General features: G+C 38.5%; 24 protein-coding genes and 2 riboswitches. Of the genes, 2 read left to right on the forward strand and 22 right to left on the reverse strand.

Going from position 1 to position 23,679, the window contains the following annotated elements; all coding sequences use genetic code 11:
- Positions 1-283 precede the first annotated feature (283 nt).
- From VIK44_RS08820 to VIK44_RS08875, 12 genes are all read right to left on the reverse strand, one after another.
- Positions 284-3,010, reverse strand: a complete 2,727-nt coding sequence (locus tag VIK44_RS08820; RefSeq protein WP_331553511.1) for a molybdopterin-dependent aldehyde oxidoreductase — start codon at positions 3,008-3,010, stop codon at positions 284-286.
- A gap of 511 nt (positions 3,011-3,521) precedes the next feature.
- Positions 3,522-3,920, reverse strand: a complete 399-nt coding sequence (locus VIK44_RS08825; RefSeq protein ID WP_331553513.1) for a putative zinc-binding protein — start codon at positions 3,918-3,920, stop codon at positions 3,522-3,524.
- Position 3,921: 1 nt separating this feature from the next.
- Entirely contained in the window at positions 3,922-4,323 is a 402-nt protein-coding gene (locus tag VIK44_RS08830; RefSeq protein ID WP_331553514.1) for a putative zinc-binding protein, read from the reverse strand.
- The gene (gcvH, locus tag VIK44_RS08835) at positions 4,316-5,164 is read right to left on the reverse strand and encodes a glycine cleavage system protein GcvH (RefSeq protein WP_331553515.1); all 849 of its coding nucleotides are present in this window, start codon (positions 5,162-5,164) and stop codon (positions 4,316-4,318) included. The genes VIK44_RS08830 and gcvH overlap by 8 nt, the downstream gene beginning before the upstream one ends.
- Entirely contained in the window at positions 5,157-5,459 is a 303-nt protein-coding gene (locus tag VIK44_RS08840) for a ferredoxin family protein (RefSeq protein WP_331553516.1), read from the reverse strand. Before VIK44_RS08840 ends, gcvH begins: the two co-directional genes overlap by 8 nt.
- 2 nt (positions 5,460-5,461) lie before the next feature.
- On the reverse strand, positions 5,462-5,833 hold the full coding sequence (locus tag VIK44_RS08845) for a hypothetical protein (RefSeq protein WP_331553518.1): 372 nt from the start codon (positions 5,831-5,833) through the stop codon (positions 5,462-5,464).
- A gap of 121 nt (positions 5,834-5,954) precedes the next feature.
- A complete protein-coding gene (locus VIK44_RS08850; protein WP_331553519.1) occupies positions 5,955-6,170 on the reverse strand; it encodes a carboxymuconolactone decarboxylase family protein in 216 nt (71 codons plus the stop codon).
- Between the two features lie 41 nt (positions 6,171-6,211).
- The gene (locus tag VIK44_RS08855; protein ID WP_331553520.1) at positions 6,212-7,138 is read right to left on the reverse strand and encodes a cation diffusion facilitator family transporter; all 927 of its coding nucleotides are present in this window, start codon (positions 7,136-7,138) and stop codon (positions 6,212-6,214) included.
- Between the two features lie 62 nt (positions 7,139-7,200).
- Positions 7,201-8,379 carry an MFS transporter gene (locus VIK44_RS08860; RefSeq protein WP_331553521.1) on the reverse strand — a complete coding sequence of 393 codons (1,179 nt, stop codon included), beginning with the start codon at positions 8,377-8,379 and terminating at the stop codon, positions 7,201-7,203.
- Positions 8,380-8,489: 110 nt separating this feature from the next.
- Positions 8,490-8,861, reverse strand: a complete 372-nt coding sequence (locus VIK44_RS08865; protein ID WP_331553522.1) for a metalloregulator ArsR/SmtB family transcription factor — start codon at positions 8,859-8,861, stop codon at positions 8,490-8,492.
- A gap of 175 nt (positions 8,862-9,036) precedes the next feature.
- The gene (locus tag VIK44_RS08870) at positions 9,037-10,053 is read right to left on the reverse strand and encodes a radical SAM protein (RefSeq protein ID WP_331553523.1); all 1,017 of its coding nucleotides are present in this window, start codon (positions 10,051-10,053) and stop codon (positions 9,037-9,039) included.
- Positions 10,054-10,100: 47 nt separating this feature from the next.
- Positions 10,101-10,319 carry a hypothetical protein gene (locus VIK44_RS08875; RefSeq protein ID WP_331553524.1) on the reverse strand — a complete coding sequence of 73 codons (219 nt, stop codon included), beginning with the start codon at positions 10,317-10,319 and terminating at the stop codon, positions 10,101-10,103.
- A gap of 314 nt (positions 10,320-10,633) precedes the next feature.
- Between VIK44_RS08875 and VIK44_RS08880 the strand changes: the two genes are divergently transcribed.
- Both VIK44_RS08880 and VIK44_RS08885 read left to right on the forward strand, forming a co-directional pair.
- Positions 10,634-10,981 (forward strand): DUF134 domain-containing protein, encoded by a 348-nt coding sequence (locus tag VIK44_RS08880; protein WP_331553525.1) that lies wholly within the window; start codon positions 10,634-10,636, stop codon positions 10,979-10,981.
- A 67-nt stretch (positions 10,982-11,048) separates the two neighbouring features.
- Positions 11,049-11,279, forward strand: a complete 231-nt coding sequence (locus tag VIK44_RS08885; RefSeq protein WP_331553527.1) for a hypothetical protein — start codon at positions 11,049-11,051, stop codon at positions 11,277-11,279.
- A gap of 135 nt (positions 11,280-11,414) precedes the next feature.
- On the opposite strand, the gene VIK44_RS08890 is transcribed toward VIK44_RS08885, so the two are convergent.
- The 10 genes from VIK44_RS08890 to VIK44_RS08935 form a co-directional block, all read right to left on the reverse strand.
- Positions 11,415-12,224, reverse strand: coding sequence for an XdhC family protein (locus tag VIK44_RS08890; RefSeq protein WP_331553528.1), 810 nt, complete (start codon positions 12,222-12,224; stop codon positions 11,415-11,417).
- A 254-nt stretch (positions 12,225-12,478) separates the two neighbouring features.
- Positions 12,479-13,279 carry a formate dehydrogenase accessory sulfurtransferase FdhD gene (gene fdhD, locus VIK44_RS08895; RefSeq protein WP_331553529.1) on the reverse strand — a complete coding sequence of 267 codons (801 nt, stop codon included), beginning with the start codon at positions 13,277-13,279 and terminating at the stop codon, positions 12,479-12,481.
- A 42-nt stretch (positions 13,280-13,321) separates the two neighbouring features.
- Entirely contained in the window at positions 13,322-14,917 is a 1,596-nt protein-coding gene (locus tag VIK44_RS08900) for an FmdE family protein (RefSeq protein WP_331553530.1), read from the reverse strand.
- A gap of 181 nt (positions 14,918-15,098) precedes the next feature.
- Complete coding sequence (fdhF, locus tag VIK44_RS08905; RefSeq protein ID WP_331553531.1) at positions 15,099-17,861, reverse strand: formate dehydrogenase subunit alpha; 2,763 nt, start codon at positions 17,859-17,861, stop codon at positions 15,099-15,101.
- A gap of 23 nt (positions 17,862-17,884) precedes the next feature.
- Positions 17,885-19,681 (reverse strand): NADH-quinone oxidoreductase subunit NuoF, encoded by a 1,797-nt coding sequence (nuoF, locus tag VIK44_RS08910; RefSeq protein ID WP_331553532.1) that lies wholly within the window; start codon positions 19,679-19,681, stop codon positions 17,885-17,887.
- Positions 19,682-19,709: 28 nt separating this feature from the next.
- Positions 19,710-20,075 (reverse strand): (2Fe-2S) ferredoxin domain-containing protein, encoded by a 366-nt coding sequence (locus VIK44_RS08915; RefSeq protein ID WP_331553533.1) that lies wholly within the window; start codon positions 20,073-20,075, stop codon positions 19,710-19,712.
- Entirely contained in the window at positions 20,072-20,584 is a 513-nt protein-coding gene (locus VIK44_RS08920; RefSeq protein ID WP_331553534.1) for an NAD(P)H-dependent oxidoreductase subunit E, read from the reverse strand. Before VIK44_RS08920 ends, VIK44_RS08915 begins: the two co-directional genes overlap by 4 nt.
- A gap of 179 nt (positions 20,585-20,763) precedes the next feature.
- Positions 20,764-20,892, reverse strand: a riboswitch (molybdenum cofactor riboswitch).
- Positions 20,893-21,354: 462 nt separating this feature from the next.
- A riboswitch (molybdenum cofactor riboswitch) is annotated at positions 21,355-21,483 on the reverse strand.
- A gap of 180 nt (positions 21,484-21,663) precedes the next feature.
- On the reverse strand, positions 21,664-22,194 hold the full coding sequence (locus VIK44_RS08925) for a nucleoside-triphosphatase (RefSeq protein WP_331553535.1): 531 nt from the start codon (positions 22,192-22,194) through the stop codon (positions 21,664-21,666).
- On the reverse strand, positions 22,194-22,895 hold the full coding sequence (locus tag VIK44_RS08930) for a class I SAM-dependent methyltransferase (RefSeq protein WP_331553536.1): 702 nt from the start codon (positions 22,893-22,895) through the stop codon (positions 22,194-22,196). The genes VIK44_RS08925 and VIK44_RS08930 overlap by 1 nt, the downstream gene beginning before the upstream one ends.
- 7 nt (positions 22,896-22,902) lie before the next feature.
- Complete coding sequence (locus VIK44_RS08935) at positions 22,903-23,667, reverse strand: DUF364 domain-containing protein (RefSeq protein ID WP_331553537.1); 765 nt, start codon at positions 23,665-23,667, stop codon at positions 22,903-22,905.
- Positions 23,668-23,679: the final 12 nt, after the last annotated feature.

Consider the following 23,679-nt stretch of genomic DNA (forward strand, 5'->3'; position numbering starts at 1 on the left):
AGGGCTGGCCTCAGTTTAATCTTTTTCTTATCTCCGTATTCTAACGGCTCAATTAAATATTTATTCAATAATCCTTTTTTACCTTCGGATATTTTACCACAAGCTAAGGACTTTTCAATAAATACTTAATCCATATATGGTTTCCCGGTTAGTAAGTACTTTTCTGAATCAATTGTCTTACCCTCTTATAAAAATAGGAATTGGAAGCTAAAATGCTTCCAATTCCCTTAACATTAAATATTATTCTATTGACTTAATGCTCTTAATCCATTAACACTAAATATTATTTTAATGCTTTTAATCCTGCTAATACTTTTTCTGGATATGCTGGTAAATGTTTGATACGTACACCACAAGCATTGTAAATAGCATTTGCAATGGCTGCATGAGGTGCAGATAATACACCTTCTCCACAACCAGAAGCTCCAAATGGTCCCAATGGTCTTGGTGTTTCCATCTGAATAAGAACTATTTCATCTGGTACGTCTCTAACCTGTGGAATCCCACAACCAACTAAAGATGTATGTTTTGTTAAATCTTCAAAGTCTTCGGTTAATGCTAAACCAATACCCTGTGCTAATCCACCGTATAACTGACCATCAACAACTAATTTATTAACAATGACACCGTTATCGGCTACATAGGTCAATTTTTCAGTATGAGGTTTCCCTGTTGTTGTGTCAACAGATACTTCGGCTAAAAGCACACCGTACATATAGGTTGAGAAAGGATCTGACTGGCCTGTTTCATTTGGTGCAGCATTTTTAGGTGCTGACCATTTTCCTTCATAGCGAAGAGGTAATTTTTCAGCAACTACTTCATCATAGGTTCGGTAAGTACCATCAGCTTTTTTCAAAGATGCCAGTAAATTCTGACAGCTGACTTTAATAGCATTACCAGTAACAACATTTGATCGACTACCGCCGGCTGGTCCGCTGTTAGGTGTTAATTGCATGTTATTCATTACCAGTTTAATTTGTTCTGGTTTGATTCCCATTGGTCGTAAGGTTTCATAGGCGATGGTTAATGATCCCATGTCAGCCCCCTGGCCATGATCTTCCCATGAATTTCCAACAGTTACGCCTTCTGGAGTGATATCAACCCACGCTTCTGATGAATCTGGGCCATCAAGACCACAACCATAAACGTTTGTTGAAAGGCCAACGCCATATTTGATATCTCCGCCTTTTTTATTTTTAGCTTCAGCTGCTGCTTTGGCTGCTTTATATAAAGGTCTCATTGTATCATATGCCTCTGGCAAACAGATAACATCAGGTGCACAACCGGTAGGTGTGGTAGAACCTTCACGATAAGCATTGTTATATCTGATTTCTAATGGATCTATTCCGGCTTTTTCTGCTAACATATCAAGGAGTGTTTCAGAAGCAAATAAGCTTTGTGGTGAACCGTAACCTCTAAATGCTGAGCCCCAACCATGATTGGTGGCAACCGTTCGGCCGACGCCACGAATATTTGGAATGTTGTAACCAGCACCGATAAATTGTGTCCCACGGGTTGTAACTAAATCTCCAAATTCGCAATATGGACCATGATCCACTGACCAATCTGATTCGATGGCTTGAATCATGCCCTTGTCATCTAAGCCCATTTTTAAGTGAACCCAGAATGGTGAACGTTTTCCGGTATAGGTAATCTGTTGGAACATATTGAATTCTAAGTATACAGGTCTTTTTGTTATAAATGCCGCAACACCCAGTAAACCTTCAATGGTTGGACTAAATTTATAACCGAAAGTTGCTCCTGTTGGATTCTGAACAATAAAGTATTTGTCTGCTGGAACGCCGATGCCTTCTGCAGTCATTAACTGGTGGAAATGAAGCGCAATACTCTTAGAATGAACCATTAAATTATCGTCTTCATCCATGTATGCAAATCCAACGTCTGGTTCTAATGGTAAATGCGGTTGTCTGCCGACATAGAAATCATCTTCCATTACATAAGGTAATTTTTTCAAGATAGGTGCTGTTTCTTCGCCTTTAACATTAAATGTTTCAAAGTAAATATTTGGTGTTCCTGGATGAATTTCAATAGCATCGTCAGCCATGGCTGCAGGTGCACTCATATAAGCTGGCAATACTTCCAATTTAACAACAACTTTTTTCGCTGCTGCTTCAGCCTGTTCTGCTGTATCAGCCAAAACCATAGCTATTGCATCACCAAACTGGAATACTTTTTTATCATTTAAGATAGGACGTTCCAGTCCATCTCCCTTATTCTGTGGGAAAGCTAAACCATTAATACGGTTAGTTCCGGGAACGTCTTTCGCAGTAATAACCTTGAAAACGCCATCCATTTTTTCAGCTTCTGCGGTATCAACGGAAATAATGTTTGCATGTGAAACATCTGCCTGAACTAATTTAATATGTAAGGTATCTTCTGGTAATTTTAAGCCTAAATCAGCTCCGAATTCCCAGGTCCCTGTTACTTTTGCAACAGCAGTTGGACGAATCATTTCTGTTCCCAACATTGAATCGCCTTCTTTTAAGTCAAACCATACATCTTTTACGGTAATTTCTTTACGCATTAAACGTGCTGCAGTCATGACGGCATCAACTATCGGAACATAGCCGGTACAACGACATAGATTACGATGTTTCTGGAACCAGTCTCTAACTTCTACACGGGTAGGACTAGCATTTTCATCAAGCAAACCTTTTGCTGACATGATAAAGCCTGGTGTACAAAAACCACATTGAGCGGCTCCGTGTATCATCCATGCTAATTGAAGAGGATGAAGATCTTCTTCACATCCAACGCCTTCAATCGTTGTAATTTTAGCATTATCAGGAACTCGTTTAAATTTCTGAATACATGATCTTACGACCTTGCCATTCATAATAATAGAGCAAGTCCCACATTCGCCTTTATTACAGCCAACCTTTGTACCCAGTAAACCAAGTTGATTTCTTATTACTTTGGCCAGAGTAGTTTCTGGATCGGCAATAACAGTTTGTTCCACACCATTTAAAAATAGCGTTTTCTTTAACATACACATTCTCCTTCGATTAAATTATTTTGATATCCATGGGAGCTTAATAGGGGTCTGCTCTTTCGTGTATCAAATCATCAAAACACTGAGCAATATAGGTTTTGTCCTCCCATAGAACTTTTCACCTATACTTACATATATAGCAAGGTTCATGCCAACATGAAAATTGCCTATTTTTCACATTCTTGAAACAAAAATTCTTTGTCATGTTCGTTTTTTGATCGTTTTTCTTTTAAATTATGTTCGTTTTTTGATCAATCGTTCGTTTTTTGATCATACGTTAGTTTAAATGTCATTATAAAAAAAATATCTTCTAAAAACTAAACAAAGCAGGGCCAATCTTTGTTTTTTTTCATTTTTTCCACTAACTCTAAAGGTTCTGGATTGGAGTTTTGAGGATCCATCTGAGTTTACGGGATAAGTTTTAACGATAACCATTTATTAAATTACTTAGTCTACCAAAAGAGACATCAATTCTTTCGAATTGATGTCTCTTTTATTACAATTATTTTTATACAAGCCCATCGAAAATTTCACAGGTTTTATCTGAAACTTGTTTTACATATTCCAAATGTTTGTCGGTGAGATTTCGGGTAGACAATGGTTTATCCATGGCGGCTTCTTCACCTATAATTTGACATATATCAATACTGCCGGCAACTTTATTGCTGAATTTTTCGATGGCGCGTTTCGCACAGCATTTTGAACAGCCATCAATGGCAATGGTAGGGTATTTATCGGCAAATCGTCTTTCTTCTTCACCCCCTGCGATAAACAGAGGTAAACACAATGAGGTTGTAATTCCCGGGCGAAGCTCCTCTAACATTTTACGGACAACTAAACGGGAAATGGTCCCACCTAAACATTCTTCCCCACTGCACCCAACAACACCAATTCTTTTATCGGCCATGTTATTTCACCTCTTCTTGCATTTCATTCACAGTTTTGGCCATGATCCCAGCCAATTCATCAACAAATTTCCATCCGTCTTCCGTGAGATAAGTTCCGGTGCCGTGATCTTCTCCGCGATGTGGTTTGATGTAATCCGGAACCTTATAGCTATGTTCCACCTCACCCCCGGCTGCTTCCACACTTTTTTTTGCACAATACTTAGAACAACCATCCATGGTAATACATCTTGCACCTTTTATTTTGGCCACCACTTCATCATCTCCTGTGACAACATGGGCCAAACAGAGTGTTTCCGTTTCATTGGGACATTTTTCCTGGGTTACCATTAAAACCGATTCTCTTGCCAATAAACCAAATACTTTTCCAATGCCGCTGCAAGGAATCACTTTAATCTTAGACATTAGTTTCTGCTACCTTTCTTTTCATCACTTCAAAATAGGCCTCAAACCCAAGGAGCAATTCTTTATCTTCTTCAAAATTACTCAGTTTAAGTTCAACCAGCCAACCCATTTCATAGGGACTTTCGTTGATCAGCTCAGGTGCATTCTCTAAAGCCTTGTTGACGGCAGTGACAGTTCCTGATACCGGGGAAACAATTTCAAAAACAGTTTTACCGGATTCAATGCTTCCAAGATCATCAAATTGTTCAACGGCAAGCCCGATTTCCGGTAGATCAGCAAAAAGAATATCGGAAAGATTTTGCTGAACAAAATCCGTCACGCCTATCCTGGCAACATCTCCGGAAATGGAAACCCAACAGTCATTTTCATTGAAATAATAGCCTGACTTAGGGACTTTGAAAATAAACTTGTCATGGGTAAATGAATCATAGTTTACTGATTCAGGGACGACAAACTCGGATTCAGCCTGTTTTTCTTCTGAACCACTCATTTTCTCCAACAAAGCTTGTACCAGAGCATCGGTTTCTTCGTCTTCCCGGATTGCCGCCCCCAGTTTAATATTCTGAGCTTTTGCCACTTCGCTCACATTGACTTTTTCTTTAATGGGAATCTCCAAACTGCCTGCTAATTTACTGGCACATCGGGTATTACAGCCATCAATGACAGAAAGAAACCCCTCCTCCAAAACTTTGTCATAACGGGTTTTATTTTGATTGAGCAGTACCGGGCAGATGAGTTCAACCCCTTCGGACTCTGTGAGTTTTAAAGCCACGCGTCTTGATATGTCCCCTGCGCATTTGTCCAAACCATTACACGGTAACACACATACTGTTTTACTCATGGGATGCTGCCTCCTTATCGGCTTTTCGTATTGCTTTAATCAGCCGAGTGGTTTCCGGTTTATCCGGAAAGCTAATTGCATCCAACCCACAGGTCTTTCCGCAGGCTCTGCAAAAAACGACGCAATTATTTGGGTTTTTGACCTTCAGTTTTGGTGTCTCATCTTCATTGACTTCAAAAACCTTATGGGGACAAAACTTAACACAATCCATACAATCGTTGCATTTCGAATAATCGATTCTGGGAGACCAATCGATACGATCCCGTTCCACTCCCATAAAAGTTGATTCACTCATATCTATACCTCATATCCCATTTCTTCTAATTTTTTTTCCACCACTTCAAAAGCTTGTTCATTGGTCATATCCCGTATATCCAACATCACTGCATCGGTTTCGACGTTAAGCCCGGCTTCTTTAAAAGCCTCCTTAAACATTTTGCGCTGCATATTTGGAGCACAGGCACCAATAATCACTTTTCTGTGAGCTTTTAAGAAATCTGCCAGGAAGCGATCCCCATCTTCTTCGCATAACTGTGGATGAATGATCGCATACTCTACCGGCAATTCGATCCGAACCTGATTAATGAAATCCCAAATGTCCATGGCTTGAAATCCCGGGCATTTTCCCGTACACACACACATAATAAAACCTGGTAATTCTTGACTCATTTTCTCACCTCATCATTTCATTATATAACTATTTCCTTATGGATAATATCATTATACTTCTATGATAATATTGAGTCAAGTATAATAATAAGATTACTATTCCATATTGGAAATATTGGTCTCAAGCTTTACTAATCAACTTTTCTGCTACTTCGTATATTTTTTTAATTGGCACTTCTTTTACTTTTTTAGCCATATCAATAGCTTCCTGAATTTCTTCCTTAGGTATACCTAGTTCGATGCATCTTTTATAATGCCACTCCAAGCAGGGGATACAATTTCCTCCTATCGCAGCACCAATAGCCACCAATTCAATTGTTTTTTCTTGCAGACTCATATTTGAAAATTCCTTTCTTTTTATAATCCTAATATTATCTTTTAAATTTTAAACATCTTCTTATCACTGCATCTATCAACTTCTGCTTGAAGTGTTACATGACTGATCCCGTGATTCTCCTTTAAGTAATCTTCTATTTTTTCATTCACTTTTTCTGCCTCGGATAGTTGCATATCTTCCATATCAACATGGGCCTCAAAATAGATGGTTTTCTCATTGGTCATCCAAGAGTGAACATGATGAATGTTTTTTACCTTGTCCATTTTTTCAATCCCTGTTTTTATTGCCTCATAATCCAGAGGCGCCGATGACTGCATTAAAATATCAACCGTTTTTCTGATGACGTGCCAGGTTTCTTTGATAATATAGAGGGATATCAATAGGGTTATGAGTGGATCAATCCAAACAACTCCCCATAGCATAATAGCAACCCCACCAACTAAAACCCCAACCGATGACACGGTATCACCCAGCAGATGTAAATAACTCGATTTTATATTTAAGTTCTCATGGGAATCCTTTTCCAGCAAAAATACGGAAACAAAATTGGCAACGAGCCCAATGGACGCTACGATGATCATTAAGGTTCCATTAATGCTCTCAGGAGACTGCCATCGTTTAATCGCCTCTACTATTAACACCGTTGATAATACCAATAATACAGTTGCGTTGATAAAGGCTGCCAGAATCTCAGCCCTTTGATATCCGAAGGTCTTTTTAGCATCCTTAGGCTTTTGGGCTATCCTGTTTGCAACATAGGATAAACCAATGGCAACTGTATCGCTTAAGTTGTGGACCGCATCGGATAATAACGCCAGACTTCCCGAAAGGATGCCTCCAACGATTTCGGCTATGGTAATAATTGCGTTTAACACCGTCACCCAGAATATTTTTTTGCCTGATAAGTTTGAAACGTCATGGGTATGTCCGGCTTCTGAATGATTGTGTTTATGATCATGTTCAGACACTACGCTTCACCAACCTTTGCAAAAGCCACTTCAGTAGCTTTTGCGTTTCTCCCATTTCTATTTTAATCATCATAGTAACCTTGTTTTTTCCGCATCTCAAACCGTGCAATGAATATTGCCGCCAGCATACTGACAATAAAGATAATATAGGCTGCATTGTAAAAAATCGTTGAAACCCCATAGGTTTGTATAATCACGGCGTTCACACTCGTGCCCACAGCCCCTCCTACGAACATATTAAAAGATGCAAGGGACATGGCAGTACCTCTCATTTTAGGGAGTTTTTCCTGGGCTGCTGTAATCAGTGTTGATTGGAGGAATATAAAAGCAATGCCAAAACCTAAAAGCCCAAGGGAAAGGATCCATATATTCTGATAGGCTGAAAGGGCGAAAAGGGAGATCCCGCCAATGACCCCGGCCGAAACTAAAAACCCATGTCTGAGAATTTTTTTCATCTTCGGGGCGATCCGGCCTCCCACAACAGTACCGACACCAAAGAGAGATAGGATCAATCCTACAATCAAAATGTTATAGCCTGTAACTTCCTGAAGAAGTTTTCCAGAATAGGTGAAACTGCCAAAGACACTGAATCCCACAAAGAAAATGATGATGACCAATCTCATAAATCGATAATTTGTCAGTGGTTCCTTATAGGCTTTAATAAAGTTAAGCTTATTAATCACCGGTTGATCCCGTTCAAGAATTTTAAACATGACAATGGCAATAATCAGTTCGGCAACGCCATAGATCATATATACCAATCGCCATGAACCAAAATAGGCAATCGCACCACCGATAACAGTAGCGGTTGCTCCCCCGAGAAACATCAGACCCATAACTTTCGCAATGGCTTTCTGACGATTTTCGTTATCAAAACTCTGTCCCACAAGGGCCAAAGTTACTGGGAAGATGCCGGCTCCAAAAGCACCATTCATCGCTCTAAAGAAGATAAGAGATGGCAGGTTAAAGGAAAAGGCACCCAACATACTGAAGACCGCTGTTCCAAATGCCGCAATATTAATAATCTTTACCTTCCCGTATCGGTCCGAAAGCGGCCCGAAAATTAAGGTAAACACACCAAAGGCAAGCATGTAGGCTGTAACAGACATGGCGGCCACACTGATTGTTAGATTCAAATCATTTGCAATATTAATGATCAGTGGTGCGGCGGCATAATTATCGCCATTGGCCAAAAATGCCATTAATCCAAGCACCATGATCATTTTATTTTTATTTTCCATTTTTCAAACTCCATTTTCTATGTATTTGCTGCGAATCGTTATCAAATGAGTATCTAACTAAAAAACATTTTTCACTCAAAAACAAACATATGATCTGTTCCTTAAGTCTTTTAGATTATTTTCTTTTCTTGTCCATTACGGCTCATACAGCATTGATCCTGGATTTTTTTATTATCCACATACTTATTCTTATCTATGATAAGTTGAGGATAATCATCAAGGTTGTCTAAAATACCTTTCACGGTACGTTCTAAAATGGCATTTTCGGTTTTTAATTTGTAAAAAATAAACTTTTCTTTTCTTTCTGTCGTAACTAAATTCATGTCTCTTAACTTTGATAGATTTTTTGATACCGTTGGCTGGGAAACCGCTAAGATATGACTCAGCTCACAGACACATAGCTCCTTTTGAGCGAGCAGAATAATAATTCGAAGTCTTGTTTCATCTGACAGGATTCTATAAATATTTACTAAATGGTTCATTGCCGGCTCCTTTCCTATTTGGAAGAACTATTTTTATATAATCATATTCTCATATAAGTATATGATTATATTACACCCTATCTTTATTGTTGTCAAGCTAATTTAATAAAAAAATACCCGCTGGCGGTGGTCTCCCACACCCAATCGGGTACTGATTTAAATCCTAATATAAATGCTATGGGCAACGAATTAAATTTCTAGACCACAAGCAATCCCCGCAAGATGGTGTATTAAAGTAACAATCGTATTTTGTATCCTCTGCCAGACTGCATCCTTCTTTTAAATCACAATCGATACAACAGGGAAACTGATTATTATAAACCGCATTCCAAAAGGTTTGATAGTCATGGCCTTCAATAATTTCTTTAAGGGTTTTTTCTTTTATATTCCCAAATGAATGTTTTAGAACTCTTTTTTTCTCGCCAAAAACATATTCATCATAGTTATTTGCCAACCGATAACAGGAAATAACCTCTCCGGTAAAATCAATATAAATATAGCCCTTGTCAATAAAGGTACAACGTCGTTCAGTTTTTAACTCCATATCAGGAATTGTAATTTTAATATCACGGTATTTAAAAATCCTTTCTAAAAAAGCTTTTCCTTCTGGATTTTCATAACGGGTATAGAATATGTCATCTTTATCCTTTTCTGTTATAGGCAAAAGATGTGATAATGATAGACGGTAGAAATCGTAATGACGCATCATCTTCAGAATATCAAATAACGCTTCTGAGTTGCTTCTGGTGAGAACATAAGCCACCCCTACTTTTGGAGTTGCTGAACTGGTTCTTTTGAGATAATCCGAAAAACATTCAAAGGTTTTAATGAGTTGATCCTTTACCCCCTGAGTATCTTCATGATACTGATCCGCTGAGAAATAAACCTCCTCGAATTTGTCGCACAATAATTTGGCATTTTCTTCACTCATAATACCATTACTGGTTATTAACAGTTTATACTCTTCAAACAAATCAACTGCCGTTTTAAAATGCGGATATACGGTTGGCTCTCCAATGCCGCCAAAAAATACTTCTTCAAGTGACGGAAACTCTTTAATCTGTTCACGAATGGACTTTAGTAATTCTAAATCCATATCCCCTTCAATCGAATCCCAGGTATGTCGGAAACACATTTCGCAATCGAGGTTGCACCGATTTGTGAGTTCTATGTAAATTCGTCTTAATTCCATGATATCTCCTTAGATATAATTATTTTAATCAACAAACAATCATTACGTTAATATAGGCACATTATATAATTTTCGTCTACACTTGTCTGTGATAATTGCAACAACCTATCACGCCTTACAAGGTTTGCCAGTGCCGCCATTTTTATCATCAACATCTCTGCCAGTATGGAAAAAGCAACTTCTTCAGGGGATATATCCCCGATATCCAACCCAACAAGGGTATAGACTTGCTCAGGCAATTCTCTGCTTGATGCCTTCTTCCTCATCTTTAAACTGCTTGTTATTGCATACTATTATCGGTGTATCTTTTCTGAACTGGCTTTTACCATGTTTAATCCTGCCATTTCAATCATAATTTTAAATTTATACTAAATTTTTATTGACATATGTTTAAAATGTAGTACAATTATAACAAAATAATATATGTCAATCACTAATTAAGGTGTACTGCACATGCCATTAAGAGCAGCTTGAAATTAGCTTGATCTTATTGACAAACAGTTTAAGAGTTTATAAATCGAATTTATAGTATTGGGGGAATGCCCCTGTTACTTTAATACCAAATTGAGGTGAATGAATTATGCCACGACCAAGAAAGTGGAGAAACGTTTGTTGCTTGCCAGAGAGCAACTTGTTTGGACCACTTAATGCACCAAATTCAGACAATGAAATAATAACAATGACCGTCGAAGAATATGAAACAATACGACTGATTGACTTAGAAAGATTTACCCAGGAAGAGTGCGCCAGCCAAATGAAAATTGCGCGCACAACTGTTCAGGGCATGTATAATGATGCAAGAAAAAAACTTGCAGAGTCTCTAGTGAATGGTAGGGTACTTAGAATTGAAGGTGGAAATTACAGGCTTTGTGATAGCCTTGAAAAATCATGTAACTGCGGCGGTTGCCGCAAACATAAATGTAACTGAGATCTTAGGGAAATGATTCATGATAGAAAAAAAAGCGGAACAGTAAGAATGAGAAGGAGATAAAATTATGGATGAACTTGATAAATTAGATGACGCAGAGCTCAAAAATAAATTAGTCTGTTTAAAGGAAGACCTGGAAGATAGTGAAAATGAAAAAAGATTTGTTTTTAAGCAGTCCGGCATGCATGTTTCCAGTTCCAAAGTAGCTCAAGAAATGGCGGAATATAATGATGAAAGCTTGAGGCTGCAGAAATGCATCGATCAAGTTAGTGAAGAAATTAAACGACGGGGCCTGTAAAAAAATTCCCTCTTCTTGTCGATTTCAGGTTGATTATTAAATATATTCTACAAAAACAACCCAAGAACCCCCTTAAACAAAGAGGGATTCTTGGGTTCTATGCTTGTTAAGTTTAATTGTTTAATCATCAAACGTTTATTTTTCTTCATTTCTGCGATCTTTACAAGGTTTGCCCGTGCCACCATTTTTTATCATCAACATCTCTGCCAGTATGGAAAAAGCAACCTCTTCAGGTGACATGTCCCCGATATCCAACCCGACAGGGGTGTGGACTTGCTCAAGTAAATCCCTGCTGATGCTTTCTTCCTCGAGCTGTTTGTAAATATCCTTTGTCTTTTTAACGCTGCCAAGCATACCTACATAGCCGAAACTCTTTTGCATTGCACCTTTAAGTGCGGATTTATCCTGAGTATGTGTGGATGCGCAACATAAATAATAAGCTTCATCAGGAATGTCCGCTTCCAAGATGGCTTTTTCAAAGATCTCACATGAGATAAAGCGATCCGCAAGTTCTATTTTATCCTGTATCAGATCGGGTGAACGGGTGTCAATAAGTGTCGTTTCGAAATGAAGAAGCCTGGCCAGACGTAACACCGCACTGCCTACATGTCCGGCGTTACAAACCACAAGTTGTAATCGGGGACTGACGACATCCACAAATAAACTCACTTTAAAGGTGCACCCCAAACCTGTGTCTTCATAGGTCGGTATATGGGTGTATCGTTTATAAAAGCTCTGTCTGCGTTTAATGGCCTGTTTGGCCTCTTCAAGTGCCTGGCGTTCAAATTCACCGCCGCCTACCGTCCCAAAAGTCCTGCCGTCTTCAAGTAATAACATTTTCTTGCCGACCTTGCAAGGAGATGTGCCTTCTGTTTCAGTTACCGTCAGCACCGCATAAGAAATAGCTGCCTTTTTGGCTTTTAACTGTTCCTGTAAAATTTCCATTGTATTCCTTTCTATTATTATTATCATATAACTCTATATTCATATGATAATATGTTTCGTGTAGTATTGTCAATAACTTTTTTTCCTTAATCACTTCATTTTTTATAAAAAAAGACCTTCCGGAATAATATTACTATTCATCCAGAAGGTTTAAAAAAGCAACGGTTCACCAAAATTATTTACAGTTTTCTTCATTATAATAGAGAACTCTTTGTTTCATCCTTATGTTTCTGCCGAAATTATTCATCATCCAATTAAATTTCCAATCTTTCGGGACACGTATATACAAATCCTCTATCGCCTCTGACATAACCTAATAAAGTCACATTATACTGTTTTGCAAGTCGTACCGCGGCTGAAGTCGGTGTGGACCTTGAAACCAGAACCGGTGTTCCGAGTCGTACAATCTTCGTCATTATTTCTGACGAAATTCTTCCACTCACATATACCACGCTGTTTAATGCCAAATCAAGCTGCCCATCTTTTAATAGGATACCTGTTATTTTATCAAAACAGTTATGTCTGCCAATATCTTCATTTAAAACCTGATAATCGGGTGTATAAAACAAAACACTGTGCACCCCTCCAATATCCTTGAATATTTTCGATTTTTTCATGAAAACCTTCATCATATCCAAGATTGTTTTCACTGAATAGATTGTGTTCGTTTCAACAATGGAATACTGATTTTGTTTAAGAGGATTGATATAGGTAAAACACTTGCCACATCCTGAAGTGATACTTCTCAGGCTTTCCTGTCGATTAACGAGAATCCCTTCTTTCAACGTCACAATGACAGCCAACATCCTTTCATTATACGAAATCTCTTCCACATCAGCGAAGGAGTTAATGACGCCTTCACTATACAGGAATCCAAGAGCCAGTTCTTCCTGGCGCTGGTTAAGGCACAATAAAGAGACAAGTTCTTCTTCATTAACGATAATTTTAAGAGAAATTTCTGTGATCACTTTTTTAGTGACTGCGTTTAATTTGTAACTCTCTTCTTCTTTACTTATTTCTAAAACTTCATATTCTTCATAGATAATATCTTCCATATTTATTAACATCCTTAATTAACTCTTGAAATCAACATCATTCTAATTGTAGAAAAGTCCACCATTACCCATACGTGCTAAATCTCTACTTGTAATCTTTATGTTTGCTAAGAGGCGTGGCAATAATAAATCAAAACTAAAACGATCATTGTAAATGCCACAACCTGGTACCCCAATGATTTGTACATCCTCAATTTCCGCACAGACTAACATAGAACCCGGTAAAACCGGTATTCCATAAAGCAAATCTTCTGCACCTGCCTTTATAATGGCTTCTAAAGTCATATCATCAGGATCCACTGATAGTCCTGCTGTGGTAATAATCATATCTGCCCCTGAATGGATCATGTCATGAATTTTACTGCTGATCGCATCAATATCATCAGGAACCATTTCTTTTGAAACGACTTCACATCCATAGGCTTCCACCTTGGATTGAATGATTTCTGTATAGCGGTCTTCTATTAAATTTTCATAAACCTCTGTGCCAGTTACTAAAATCCCCACCTTCGCTTTTCTCAGTGGATGCACGGTAAACAGTGTTTCTTTTTCCAGGCAATTCATGGCCTTTAGATAATCTTCATTTGAAATATATAAGGGAATAGCTCGGGTTGCTCCAACAATATCCCCTTTTTTAACACAATTATAATTTGGCAGGGAAGCGCATATAACGCCTGAAGAGATATTAAATCGCTCTAGCTGTTCTTCATCCGAAACAAATATGCCATCAATTTCAGCTAAAAGATTAATTCGTCCTTCTTTAGGAATCTTATTAAAACAGATGCCCTGTCCACTCATGTGCTGCGCAAAATCTAAAGCAACTTCATTTTCGTGTTTATATCCTTTGACAAAAGGATTATGTTCTTCAACGAACACATTATTTTTTCCCAGTTCACGCAACATTTGTATGTTTTCTTCACTGATGACATGCCCTTTTTTAAAAGCAACACCTTTTTCTTTTTTATAGATGATCCGTGTAACATCATGCAGTAAGTGCATGCCTACAGATTCTTCAACGGACGTTTTATTTAATAAAAGAATTTTCTTATTCTCTAAATCCTCATTCGATTGAATTAAATCATAGGGCAGCTCTTCAGCGCACCCCCGGCAAATGCTTCCATGAGCCTCTGGATATGTTTCATTACAAATGGGACAAATCACTGTTTTTCCCATTTTCTTTTTTTTCAAATAATTCTTATGAACTTTTGCAGGCTCAATGGCAAATAAAGACGTTCCCGCTTCTTTTATCTGTGCAAAAAGAAGTTCAGAGTCCTGCAGGTTTTTGGGCTTCAATTTTAAAAACCAGGTTTTAACTTCTTCCCATTCTTCAAGCTTTGATCGATCCAGAAAAATACGCAAGCCTAAACCTGTGTATTTATCATAAAAGACTGCAGCAAAACGACCTAAATCCAATACTCTTAACCACCCATTCCCTATAGAGCAGGGTGTGAGAAGCTGTATTGCATCAGGCAAACAGGTTTTAGTCTCACAGATGACATCAAAAAAACCGCCTTCTGGAAGTTTCTCTTGGGCCAGATTTACCATAAATCCCCCGAGAAGAATACCAGGGGCCACTGTTCCATGAAACGCTTTTATTCTTTCAGTGTAATCATTGTAAGTTAATTCGCCAAATTTCATTTTTTACCTCTAAAAATAGTTAATAGCTCAGTATAAATTACCAGTTCTCAGTAATAAGCAAAACCGTTCTATCACAAAAACCGACATAATCCTTAGTACTTAGAACTAATAACTAAACTGGCAGGTTATAAGAAATAGGGAGTGTTGTTGCCAACACTCCCGTTAATATTGTATTGCAAACTTAAGATATTTTTTCTATAGAAACAGCACAAGCCTTGTACTCCGGTGTTTTTGTAATCGTATCAGATGCCCTATTTGTTAACCAATTTGAATTATTTTCAAAGTAGTGCATGGTCATCCATACCATTCCTTTCGGCATACTGTCAGAGATATGAGCTTTAACAGTTACCTTACCACGACGGGATTTTACAATAATCATTTCATTGTGTTCGATGCCAAGTCTTTCTGCATCCACTTGTGAAATATCCGCATACTCTTCCGGCAACAACTCGTTGAGTCCTTTACATCTTCCGGTTTGAGTTCGGGTATGATAATGATAGAGACGTCTCCCTGTACTCAATGTAAAAGGATATTCTGTATCTGGCACTTCAGCCGGAGGCGTCCAATCAAGGGCCATTAAGTGTCCTTTACCACGGGTAAAGTCACCATTTAAATGTAATATTTGTGTTCCAGGACTTTCTTCACAGTCACATGGCCATTGTATGCCATCTCCCTGAAGTTTTTTGAAGGTAATCCCCTGGAAAAACGGTGCCAAAGGTCCAATTTCGTTGTCCCATAGTTCTTGTCCGCTATTGGATTCCCAATTTTGGCCGAAACGTTTGGCAATTTGTTTAAAGATCCACCAGTTTGGCATTGCCAGTCCCGGTGCGTCTTTTACTTTTCTAACCAAACTGAAGCGTCTTTCACAGTTGGTGAACGTGCCTTCATCTTCACTCCAGGCTGCAGCCGGCAGAATAACATCTGCATACTGAGTGGTTTCCGTCTGGAAGATGTCGTTGCACACAATAAATTCTGCGGCTTCCAGACATTCGATGACGTGAGAAATATCAGGTTCTGTTCCCACAATGTTCTCTCCAAAGATGTACAGACCTTTCACTTTTCCGGTTTTTAAACCGCTGATCATATCTGGAATCATTAATCCCAATTTGTCAGGCAGACCTTTTACATTCCATGCTTTCTCGAATTTCGCCTTGGCTGCTGGGTCGGTTACCTGTTGGTAGCCATGATATACATTGGGAAGTGCACCCATATCACAGGCTCCCTGAACATTATTCTGACCACGTAATGGATTAACACCGGCATTTTCTTTTCCGATATTCCCTAATACCATCTGAAGGTTTGCAACAGACATAACATTGTTTGTTCCACATGTATGCTCAGTAATTCCCAGGGTATACATTGCCATTCCCGGCTTGTTTGCTGCAAGCATTCTGGCAATTTTGATGATTTGTTCTTCTGACACACCACTGATTTCAGATACTCTTTTAGGAGGATACTCCAAAACCTTTTCTTTTAATGCTTCCCAATTATCACAGTAATTGTCTACAAAATCTTTATCATAGAGATCTTCTGTAATAAGCACATTCATCAGTCCGTTTATGAAGGCTACATCTGAACCCACATTTATTTGGGCAAATTCATCGGCGTAATCAACAAGTCGAGTTCTTCTTGGATCCACAACGATGAGCTTCGCGCCGTTTCTTTGGCCATTTTTTACAAAGGTAGCCGCTACCGGATGAGCTTCTGTCATATTCGATCCAATAACGAATAACATATTGGTGTTAGCCATTTCAGCAATAGAGTTGGTCATTCCGCCGGTACCAAATGAAGTGATCAAACCTGCTACCGTAGGTGCATGGCAGACTCTTGCGCAGTGATCAATATTTGGAGATTTAAACGCGGCTCTGAATAACTTCTGCATCTGGTAAGAATCTTCGTTAATACTTCTCGCGCAACTGATTCCTCCAACTGCATCCGGACCATCTCTATCAATAATTTCTTTGAATTTTGAAGCAACTAAGTCCAGAGCTTCATCCCAGGATGCTTCCCGGAAAACACCATTTTCTTTGATGAGAGGTGAGGTCAGTCTTTCATCTGAATAGATAAAGTCATAACCGTAACGGCCTTTGACACAAAGTCGTCCTTTATTTGGAAGAGCATCTTCCACTCCGGTAACCTTTACAATTTCCTGACCTTTCATGTGAAGATCCTGCTGACATCCCACGCCACAGTATGGGCAGGTCGTTCTCACATGTGTGACTTCCCATGTTCGTGCCTTGCCTATGGATTTTCGATTGGTAAGAGCCCCTACTGGACACGCCTGAACACATTGTCCACATTGAACGCAGGTTGATTCTCCCATAGGTATGTTGTTATCACAGATGATAGTGGATTCACTGCCTCTGAAACCAACTGATAAAACGTCATTACAGGCAATATCATTACATGCGGTAACGCATCTTCTACAGAGAATACATTTTCTGTTATCTCTTACAATCATGACACTTGAATCGTCTATTGTCGCCTTATTTATGCTTTCCATAATGAAAGGTGGTGTTTCTATTCCTAATTCATAGGCAATTTTTTGAAGACTGCAGTCCCCACTTTTTTCACATGCTAAGCAATTATGTTCGCCATTGGATAACAGCAGATTGATGATGTTGTGACGTGCACTGAGTACACTTTCTGATTCCGTGTTTATGACCATGCCATCGGCTGCTATTGCTGCACAGGAAGCGATCAATGTTCTGGCACCTACTACTTCAACAACACAAATTCTGCATGTAAACGTATCATGATTCTGCTCTTTGTGACAAAGGTCAACAGACTTATGCAGACTGTGCTGTACTAGTGTAGTCGTATCATGAATCCCGTCCATATGGCAAAGAGTAGGAATGTATATTCCATTTTCTGTTGCTACCTGAAGAATCGTTTTATCTTCTTCAGCTTTCAATATTTTATTATTAATTGTTACAGTAATCATTGGTAACCTCCATATATAGTAAATTATTTTGTTATGGCATCCACTGGACATTTTTCGAAGCATACATTGCACTTGATGCAGATATCCTGGTCGATAACAAAGGGTATTTTTTCTTTTTTAGATCCGCTAATTGCACTTACCGGACAATTCTTGGCACATTTCCCACAACTTATACATTTGTCCTCTATGACTGCATAGGCGAGTAAGCTCTTACAATAACCTGCCGGACATTTATGATCCCTGATATGGGCTTCGTACTCATCTCTAAAATATCTTAGGGTACTCAACACTGGATTTGGTGCCGTTTGTCCCAGCGCACACAGAGAAGATGCCTTTATATCCCTTGCAAGGGTTTCCAGTTCATCGATATCGCTCATTTTTCCTTTGCCCTTAGTAATTTTATCCAATATTTCCATCATTCTTCTGGTTCCCAAACGACAGGGGTTGCATTTTCCACAGGATTCATCAACTGTAAATTCCAGAAAGAACTTGGCTATATCCACCATGCATGTATCTTCATCCATTACAATGAGTCCGCCAGACCCCATCATGGCACCTAATTCAATTAAGGTTTCATAATCAATTGGCGTATCGATATGACTAGCTGGAATACATCCTCCTGAGGGTCCACCTGTTTGAGCGGCTTTAAATTTCTTGCCATCAGGTATGCCACCGCCAATATCGTATATCACTTCTCTCAGTGTTGTTCCCATAGGGATTTCCACTAAACCGGTATTGTTAATTTTTCCCCCAACAGCGAACACTTTGGTTCCCTTGCTCTTTTCTGTTCCCATACTTGCAAACCATTCTGAGCCTTTTAGCATGATCACGGGAATATTCGCCAGTGTTTCAACATTGTTGAGTATCGTCGGTTTTTGCCATAAACCTTTTACAGCTGGGAATGGCGGTCTGACTCTGGGCTCTCCTCTTTTACCTTCAATGGATGTCATCAGTGCCGTTTCTTCGCCACATACGAAAGCGCCTGCGCCCAGCCTGATTTCAAGATCAAATTTAAAACCGGTATCTAATATATTATCGCCTAATAGTCCATACTCTTTGGCCTGATCGATGGCAATCTGAAGTCTCTTTACCGCAATAGGATACTCTGCTCTCACGTAGATAAAACCGTAATTTGCTCCAATTGCGTATCCCGCAATAGCCATCGCTTCTATGATGGAATGCGGATCACCTTCCAGGACACTTCTGTCCATAAATGCCCCTGGATCGCCTTCATCAGCATTACAGCAAACGTATTTTTGTTCATTATCCTGTTGCGCGGCAAAGCCCCATTTCGTACCTGTTGGAAAGCCTCCGCCGCCTCTTCCTCTGAGTCCTGAATTCTTAACTGTTTTAATAACATCCATTGGTGTCATTTCTGTGAGTGCTTTTCCCAATGCTTTATAGCCATTAAATGCAATGTATTCATCAATTAACTCTGGATTAATGATCCCACAATTTCTAAGGGCAACTCTTAACTGTTTTTTGAAAAAGCCAGACTTTTCTATGGCGTATTCGCCTTCGGCCACTGCATTTCTTTGTTCCAGCAATCTGCTGACGATTCGTCCCTTTAATAAATGCTCCTGTACAATTTCTTCGATATCCTTCACGTCAACTTTGCAGTACATCGTCCCTTCTGGGTAAACAACCATAATGGGACCCTCTTCACATAACCCAAAACACCCAGTCTGAACAATCTTAATTTCTTTATCAAGTTCATTTTTTTCCAAACTCTTATTTAATTCAATGATTAAATCTTCAGAATTTGAGGAAGTACAACCTGTACCACCACAAACCAAAACATGTGAACGAAACAATTGCATCTAGTTATCCTCCTTTTGAAATTTAAATTTATTTCTCTTCTTTTAAAGTATAATCCAAACAAATCTTCCCATTTGCAAGATGCTCTAACACAACTTTGGCCGCTCTCTCAGGTGTCATATTCACATAGGTCACCTTTTTGCCGTTTTTATCTATGACATCTACCAGTGGTTCTAAGCGACACACACCGACACACCCTGTTGCCGAAACATTAACATCGTGTATATCTCTTTTTTGGATTTCAGAAACAAATGCATTCATGACTTCCCTTGCCCCGGCTGCGATTCCGCAGGTTGCCATACCGACAACGACCCTTATAGAATCAGTATTTGTTCTCATTCCGATTTCATCAAACGTTTTCTTTCTGATTTCTTCTAATTCTGCTAGCGTTTTCACTGTGCAATCCTCCGATCATCACTTTTACAATTATCGATAATTCCAGCGACATCGTCTTTTGTCAGTCGTCCATGAACCTGGCCACTCACCGTTAAAACGGGTGCCAATCCACACGCTCCCAGACATCTGCACGCTTCAAGCGTAAACTCACCGTCTTCGGTTGTTTCTCCAATGCCAATATTCAGTGTTTCTTTTAGCCTGTCTAATATGGGACCAGCGCCTTTTACATAACATGCTGTCCCCATGCATATGGAAATATTATATCTACCCTTTGGTTTTAAGGAAAAGTGAGAGTAGAAGGTAATCACACCAAAAACTTCTGAAATTGGGATATTCATTTCTTTCGCAATTTTCACCTGCACTTCGTTAGGCAAATATCCATAAATCCCTTGTACCTCATGTAATATAGGGATTAATGCTCCTTTGGAATTCATATGCCTGCCAATGATTTCTGTAACCAAATTATCTCTTTCTTTTGTTTCCATGCAACTACTTGCATTTGTGTTCATAAAGCCGCCTCCTCAACGTTTTTGTTTTCTGTATTCAAATTCCCCAAAAAAAAAATAAACTCCAATCTGATGAAGAAAGGAGTTTCAAAAAACTATTAATAAGGATTACCTATTTTGTAATCCCTTAATAAAGAAAAAACAAAAAACATTATCACAATAATATGACTGTTTTGTCTTTTCAGTATTCTCTAGTTTCTCCTTTCCACAATGGGAGATAGAACCGTTTCCAGTAATACCCTACGGCCTATAGCTCATAAATATACAAAAATATATCTTTAGAGGTTATAGATTTGGAGATATTAAATTTTCTAATTGGCATTATATCTTAAGTGAAATCTCCTGTCTACACATTATTTATTTATTTTCGCTTTTTTTAAGTGTTTCTGCTTTTTTTGGGTAAGCCACTAATGTTGAAATTAAATCAGTTATTAACCATTTTAAACGATATTTCTGAATATTTTTATTCGGAGTCACAGGGCAAAGCATGCGATCACAATAATCTCAATAAAACAATGCTTTATAACACACAACGTTCGCCAGCTGAATTTATCAAGAAATTCACGAATAATTGATCGAAAAAATAAAAAAACCAGAGTCGGTTTGGCTAGGCCGACTCTGGCAGCGTAAAAGAAGCATTCAGGTTTCTTGAGAATTTAATTATTGTGGTTACAAATAAATAAAATTCAGGAACGCTTTAAAAATAAAAAGACCACTCCTATTAGGAATGGTCTTTTTATTTCACACTAAAAAAATGTAAAACTAACAAGTGTTTTCACCCTGTTCAAGCCCCTTTTCCACAATGGGAGACATAACCGTTTCCAGATATACCCTACGGATTTAAGTTCATAGTCCAAATATAAAGACCTTAGAAACATTAAATTTCGGAGTTTTTGTTATTATATATTATAATTCTCTGGATTGCAAACAAAAAAGGATATTTTTAAAAAATAATTTTGAATGACATTTTTCATTACATCTCAGGGAATGATATGCCAGCCTTATTTGGGATAAAACAAAAATCAATCTTACATAAAAAAGCTCTTGCGTTAGTGATTTTTTATTTGTTCAAAAAAACACCATTAACATATGTGATTTAACCTAAAATTAAAGTAATGCGCAAACAGCTTGGGCAGAGCATCACGGTTTTCCCTGGTAACAGTAATAAGTTTCACTTTGGTATGGTTTCTTAACATATCCGTCCAACCTCTGCTCGCCAACTTTATGACCCCAAAAACAAGTTGACTGCCATCTAACGTTTCAATTATTTCTTTTTGAAATTGAAAAGCCTCACTCTCAAAACTACCACATTCATCCATTAAAATTAAGTTAGCATTTGCCCGGGCTGATCTGATCAGTTCAACACCAAATGTTTCAAATTTTTCCGTGTAAACTTGAGGAAGACAGTCTTTTCTAAAGCATACGACACTGTTTTCTACTTTGAAAACATCAGGTTCCTGGGCAGAATTCATATATAACAGTCTATCTACAGATCCTCTGTCTGGGCCAAAGTAGGTTTTAAATCCGCCTTGAGTGATATTTAATCCTGCAAGTGTCTTAGCGATGACCGTGCTTTTTCCAACTTGTATTTCACCTGTCAGAAATATATGCATTATATGCAGTCCCCTTCGATTTCAAATATCCCCACTGATTTCATTTTTTGAATATAAAAAGGATAGTCCTTTTCATTTGTTTCGATGAGTCTTTGAGATAGAAAACGATTTAAATCCTCTTCACTGACTTCATGATAATTGTTTTTAATGAAGTTTTTCGCCTCTTCTATTGAAACCAGGGGTTGCCCAAATTCAAAAGAGGCTTCCGTGAGTAAGTATGGTATCCCTTTAAAACTTAAATTATGCTCTACTTTTTCAACTGTATTTCTGCGAAATGATCGGTATTGTTCAATATAGGGTTTACTTTCATTCTTTTTGTCCACTACAGCAATTAGTTTTTTGCAGAAAGGAAGAAACCTTTCCATATTGTGACTGCCAAAGAAGCTGATATAGATAACATCCCAACTTTCATCGATACTATCGGAACTCATGAGGTATGGCTCAATGTTTGTAATTTTCCTGTCAGCAATACTTTTTTTCAGTGATTCAATGGCTTCTTTGTCATTATCAATACAGGTAATGCTTTCAATGTTTTTACTAAACTCCAAATCAACAAGACCTAAACCACAGCCAATATCACAAAGGGTGGAATATCCCTCCAATCTGGGAACAATCAAATCTGCAATATTCTTAAAAAAGCCGGAATACGCATTCGCATCCTGATACCACTTGATTGTCGTTGAATTCCAATTAAAATTCATTGTCATTTCAACTTACACTTTTTTTGAATGCAACCTTTTGTCCAGTGACAGCCATCTTTACATTTTCTGCACCGGCTGCTATTCTGAAGGCCCGAGGATTGTCTTTAATGATAAATCCTGATAGTTCGCCAACGCCATAATCGAAAAGCACTGGCGCAAGGGGAGTCCCGGGTCCAACTATGGTGATCCGTTTGGCATTTTTCGAAAGTTCCAGAAGTCTTGGAAGTGTTTTATCCACAAGTGTTGAACAGGATATATACACATAATCACAGTCGGGCAGTATATATTCGCAGGCAGACAGGGGATAATCACCAGTCTCCGGTTCCCAGTCAATAATAGAAAAGTCACATATCGGTTCAATCAGTCTTTCGATGTGGGGAAAATGCCCGACTGTAGCAACTTTTTTATCTTTTAATTCATTCTGTGACATAATAAACGGATCAAATATCCGATCCTCCACGCGCTTTTTGTCAGAAAACGCCACACCATGATCTCTTGCCACCTGGGGATTGTTATAATAGGCATTAATGGCGGCAGCACCAACGGTTGCTTCAAAAAAATTCCATGATTTTACACAGACTGCAACCTCCCGCAGTGGTAATCCGATGAGGTTTTTTGTTAACATAGGCATTCTGGTTTCACAAAGTCGGCCTGAAGCAACTCCCGCACCATTGCCACTGCGAATATAAGAACGCCTCTTTCCGCAAATCAACTCATCAACCATAAAATTTTCAGGGATGCCCTCGATTAAAGCATCATACATTTCCCACATAAGAAAATCTCC

This window comes from Acetobacterium sp. (assembly GCF_036508315.1).
GTDB lineage: Bacteria > Bacillota > Clostridia > Eubacteriales > Eubacteriaceae > Acetobacterium.

Bases quoted from the DNA above. Each gene is read 5' to 3' on its own strand.
- fdhF (WP_331553531.1), bottom strand. From the start codon at position 17,861: ATGATTACTGTAACAATTAATAATAAAATATTGAAAGCTGAAGAAGAT.
- VIK44_RS08820 (WP_331553511.1), bottom strand. From the start codon at position 3,010: ATGTTAAAGAAAACGCTATTTTTAAATGGTGTGGAACAAACTGTTATT.
- VIK44_RS08920 (WP_331553534.1), bottom strand. From the start codon at position 20,584: ATGAACACAAATGCAAGTAGTTGCATGGAAACAAAAGAAAGAGATAAT.
- VIK44_RS08860 (WP_331553521.1), bottom strand. From the start codon at position 8,379: ATGGAAAATAAAAATAAAATGATCATGGTGCTTGGATTAATGGCATTT.
- VIK44_RS08900 (WP_331553530.1), bottom strand. From the start codon at position 14,917: ATGAAATTTGGCGAATTAACTTACAATGATTACACTGAAAGAATAAAA.
- fdhD (WP_331553529.1), bottom strand. From the start codon at position 13,279: ATGGAAGATATTATCTATGAAGAATATGAAGTTTTAGAAATAAGTAAA.
- VIK44_RS08865 (WP_331553522.1), bottom strand. From the start codon at position 8,861: ATGAACCATTTAGTAAATATTTATAGAATCCTGTCAGATGAAACAAGA.
- VIK44_RS08830 (WP_331553514.1), bottom strand. From the start codon at position 4,323: ATGTCTAAGATTAAAGTGATTCCTTGCAGCGGCATTGGAAAAGTATTT.
- VIK44_RS08930 (WP_331553536.1), bottom strand. From the start codon at position 22,895: ATGAATTTTAATTGGAATTCAACGACAATCAAGTGGTATCAGGATGCG.
- VIK44_RS08935 (WP_331553537.1), bottom strand. From the start codon at position 23,667: ATGTGGGAAATGTATGATGCTTTAATCGAGGGCATCCCTGAAAATTTT.
- nuoF (WP_331553532.1), bottom strand. From the start codon at position 19,681: ATGCAATTGTTTCGTTCACATGTTTTGGTTTGTGGTGGTACAGGTTGT.
- VIK44_RS08875 (WP_331553524.1), bottom strand. From the start codon at position 10,319: ATGAGGAAGAAGGCATCAAGCAGAGAATTGCCTGAGCAAGTCTATACC.
- VIK44_RS08885 (WP_331553527.1), top strand. From the start codon at position 11,049: ATGGATGAACTTGATAAATTAGATGACGCAGAGCTCAAAAATAAATTA.
- VIK44_RS08880 (WP_331553525.1), top strand. From the start codon at position 10,634: ATGCCACGACCAAGAAAGTGGAGAAACGTTTGTTGCTTGCCAGAGAGC.
- VIK44_RS08870 (WP_331553523.1), bottom strand. From the start codon at position 10,053: ATGGAATTAAGACGAATTTACATAGAACTCACAAATCGGTGCAACCTC.
- VIK44_RS08845 (WP_331553518.1), bottom strand. From the start codon at position 5,833: ATGAGTCAAGAATTACCAGGTTTTATTATGTGTGTGTGTACGGGAAAA.
- VIK44_RS08925 (WP_331553535.1), bottom strand. From the start codon at position 22,194: ATGCATATATTTCTGACAGGTGAAATACAAGTTGGAAAAAGCACGGTC.
- VIK44_RS08890 (WP_331553528.1), bottom strand. From the start codon at position 12,224: ATGGAAATTTTACAGGAACAGTTAAAAGCCAAAAAGGCAGCTATTTCT.
- VIK44_RS08825 (WP_331553513.1), bottom strand. From the start codon at position 3,920: ATGGCCGATAAAAGAATTGGTGTTGTTGGGTGCAGTGGGGAAGAATGT.
- VIK44_RS08850 (WP_331553519.1), bottom strand. From the start codon at position 6,170: ATGAGTCTGCAAGAAAAAACAATTGAATTGGTGGCTATTGGTGCTGCG.
- VIK44_RS08840 (WP_331553516.1), bottom strand. From the start codon at position 5,459: ATGAGTGAATCAACTTTTATGGGAGTGGAACGGGATCGTATCGATTGG.
- gcvH (WP_331553515.1), bottom strand. From the start codon at position 5,164: ATGAGTAAAACAGTATGTGTGTTACCGTGTAATGGTTTGGACAAATGC.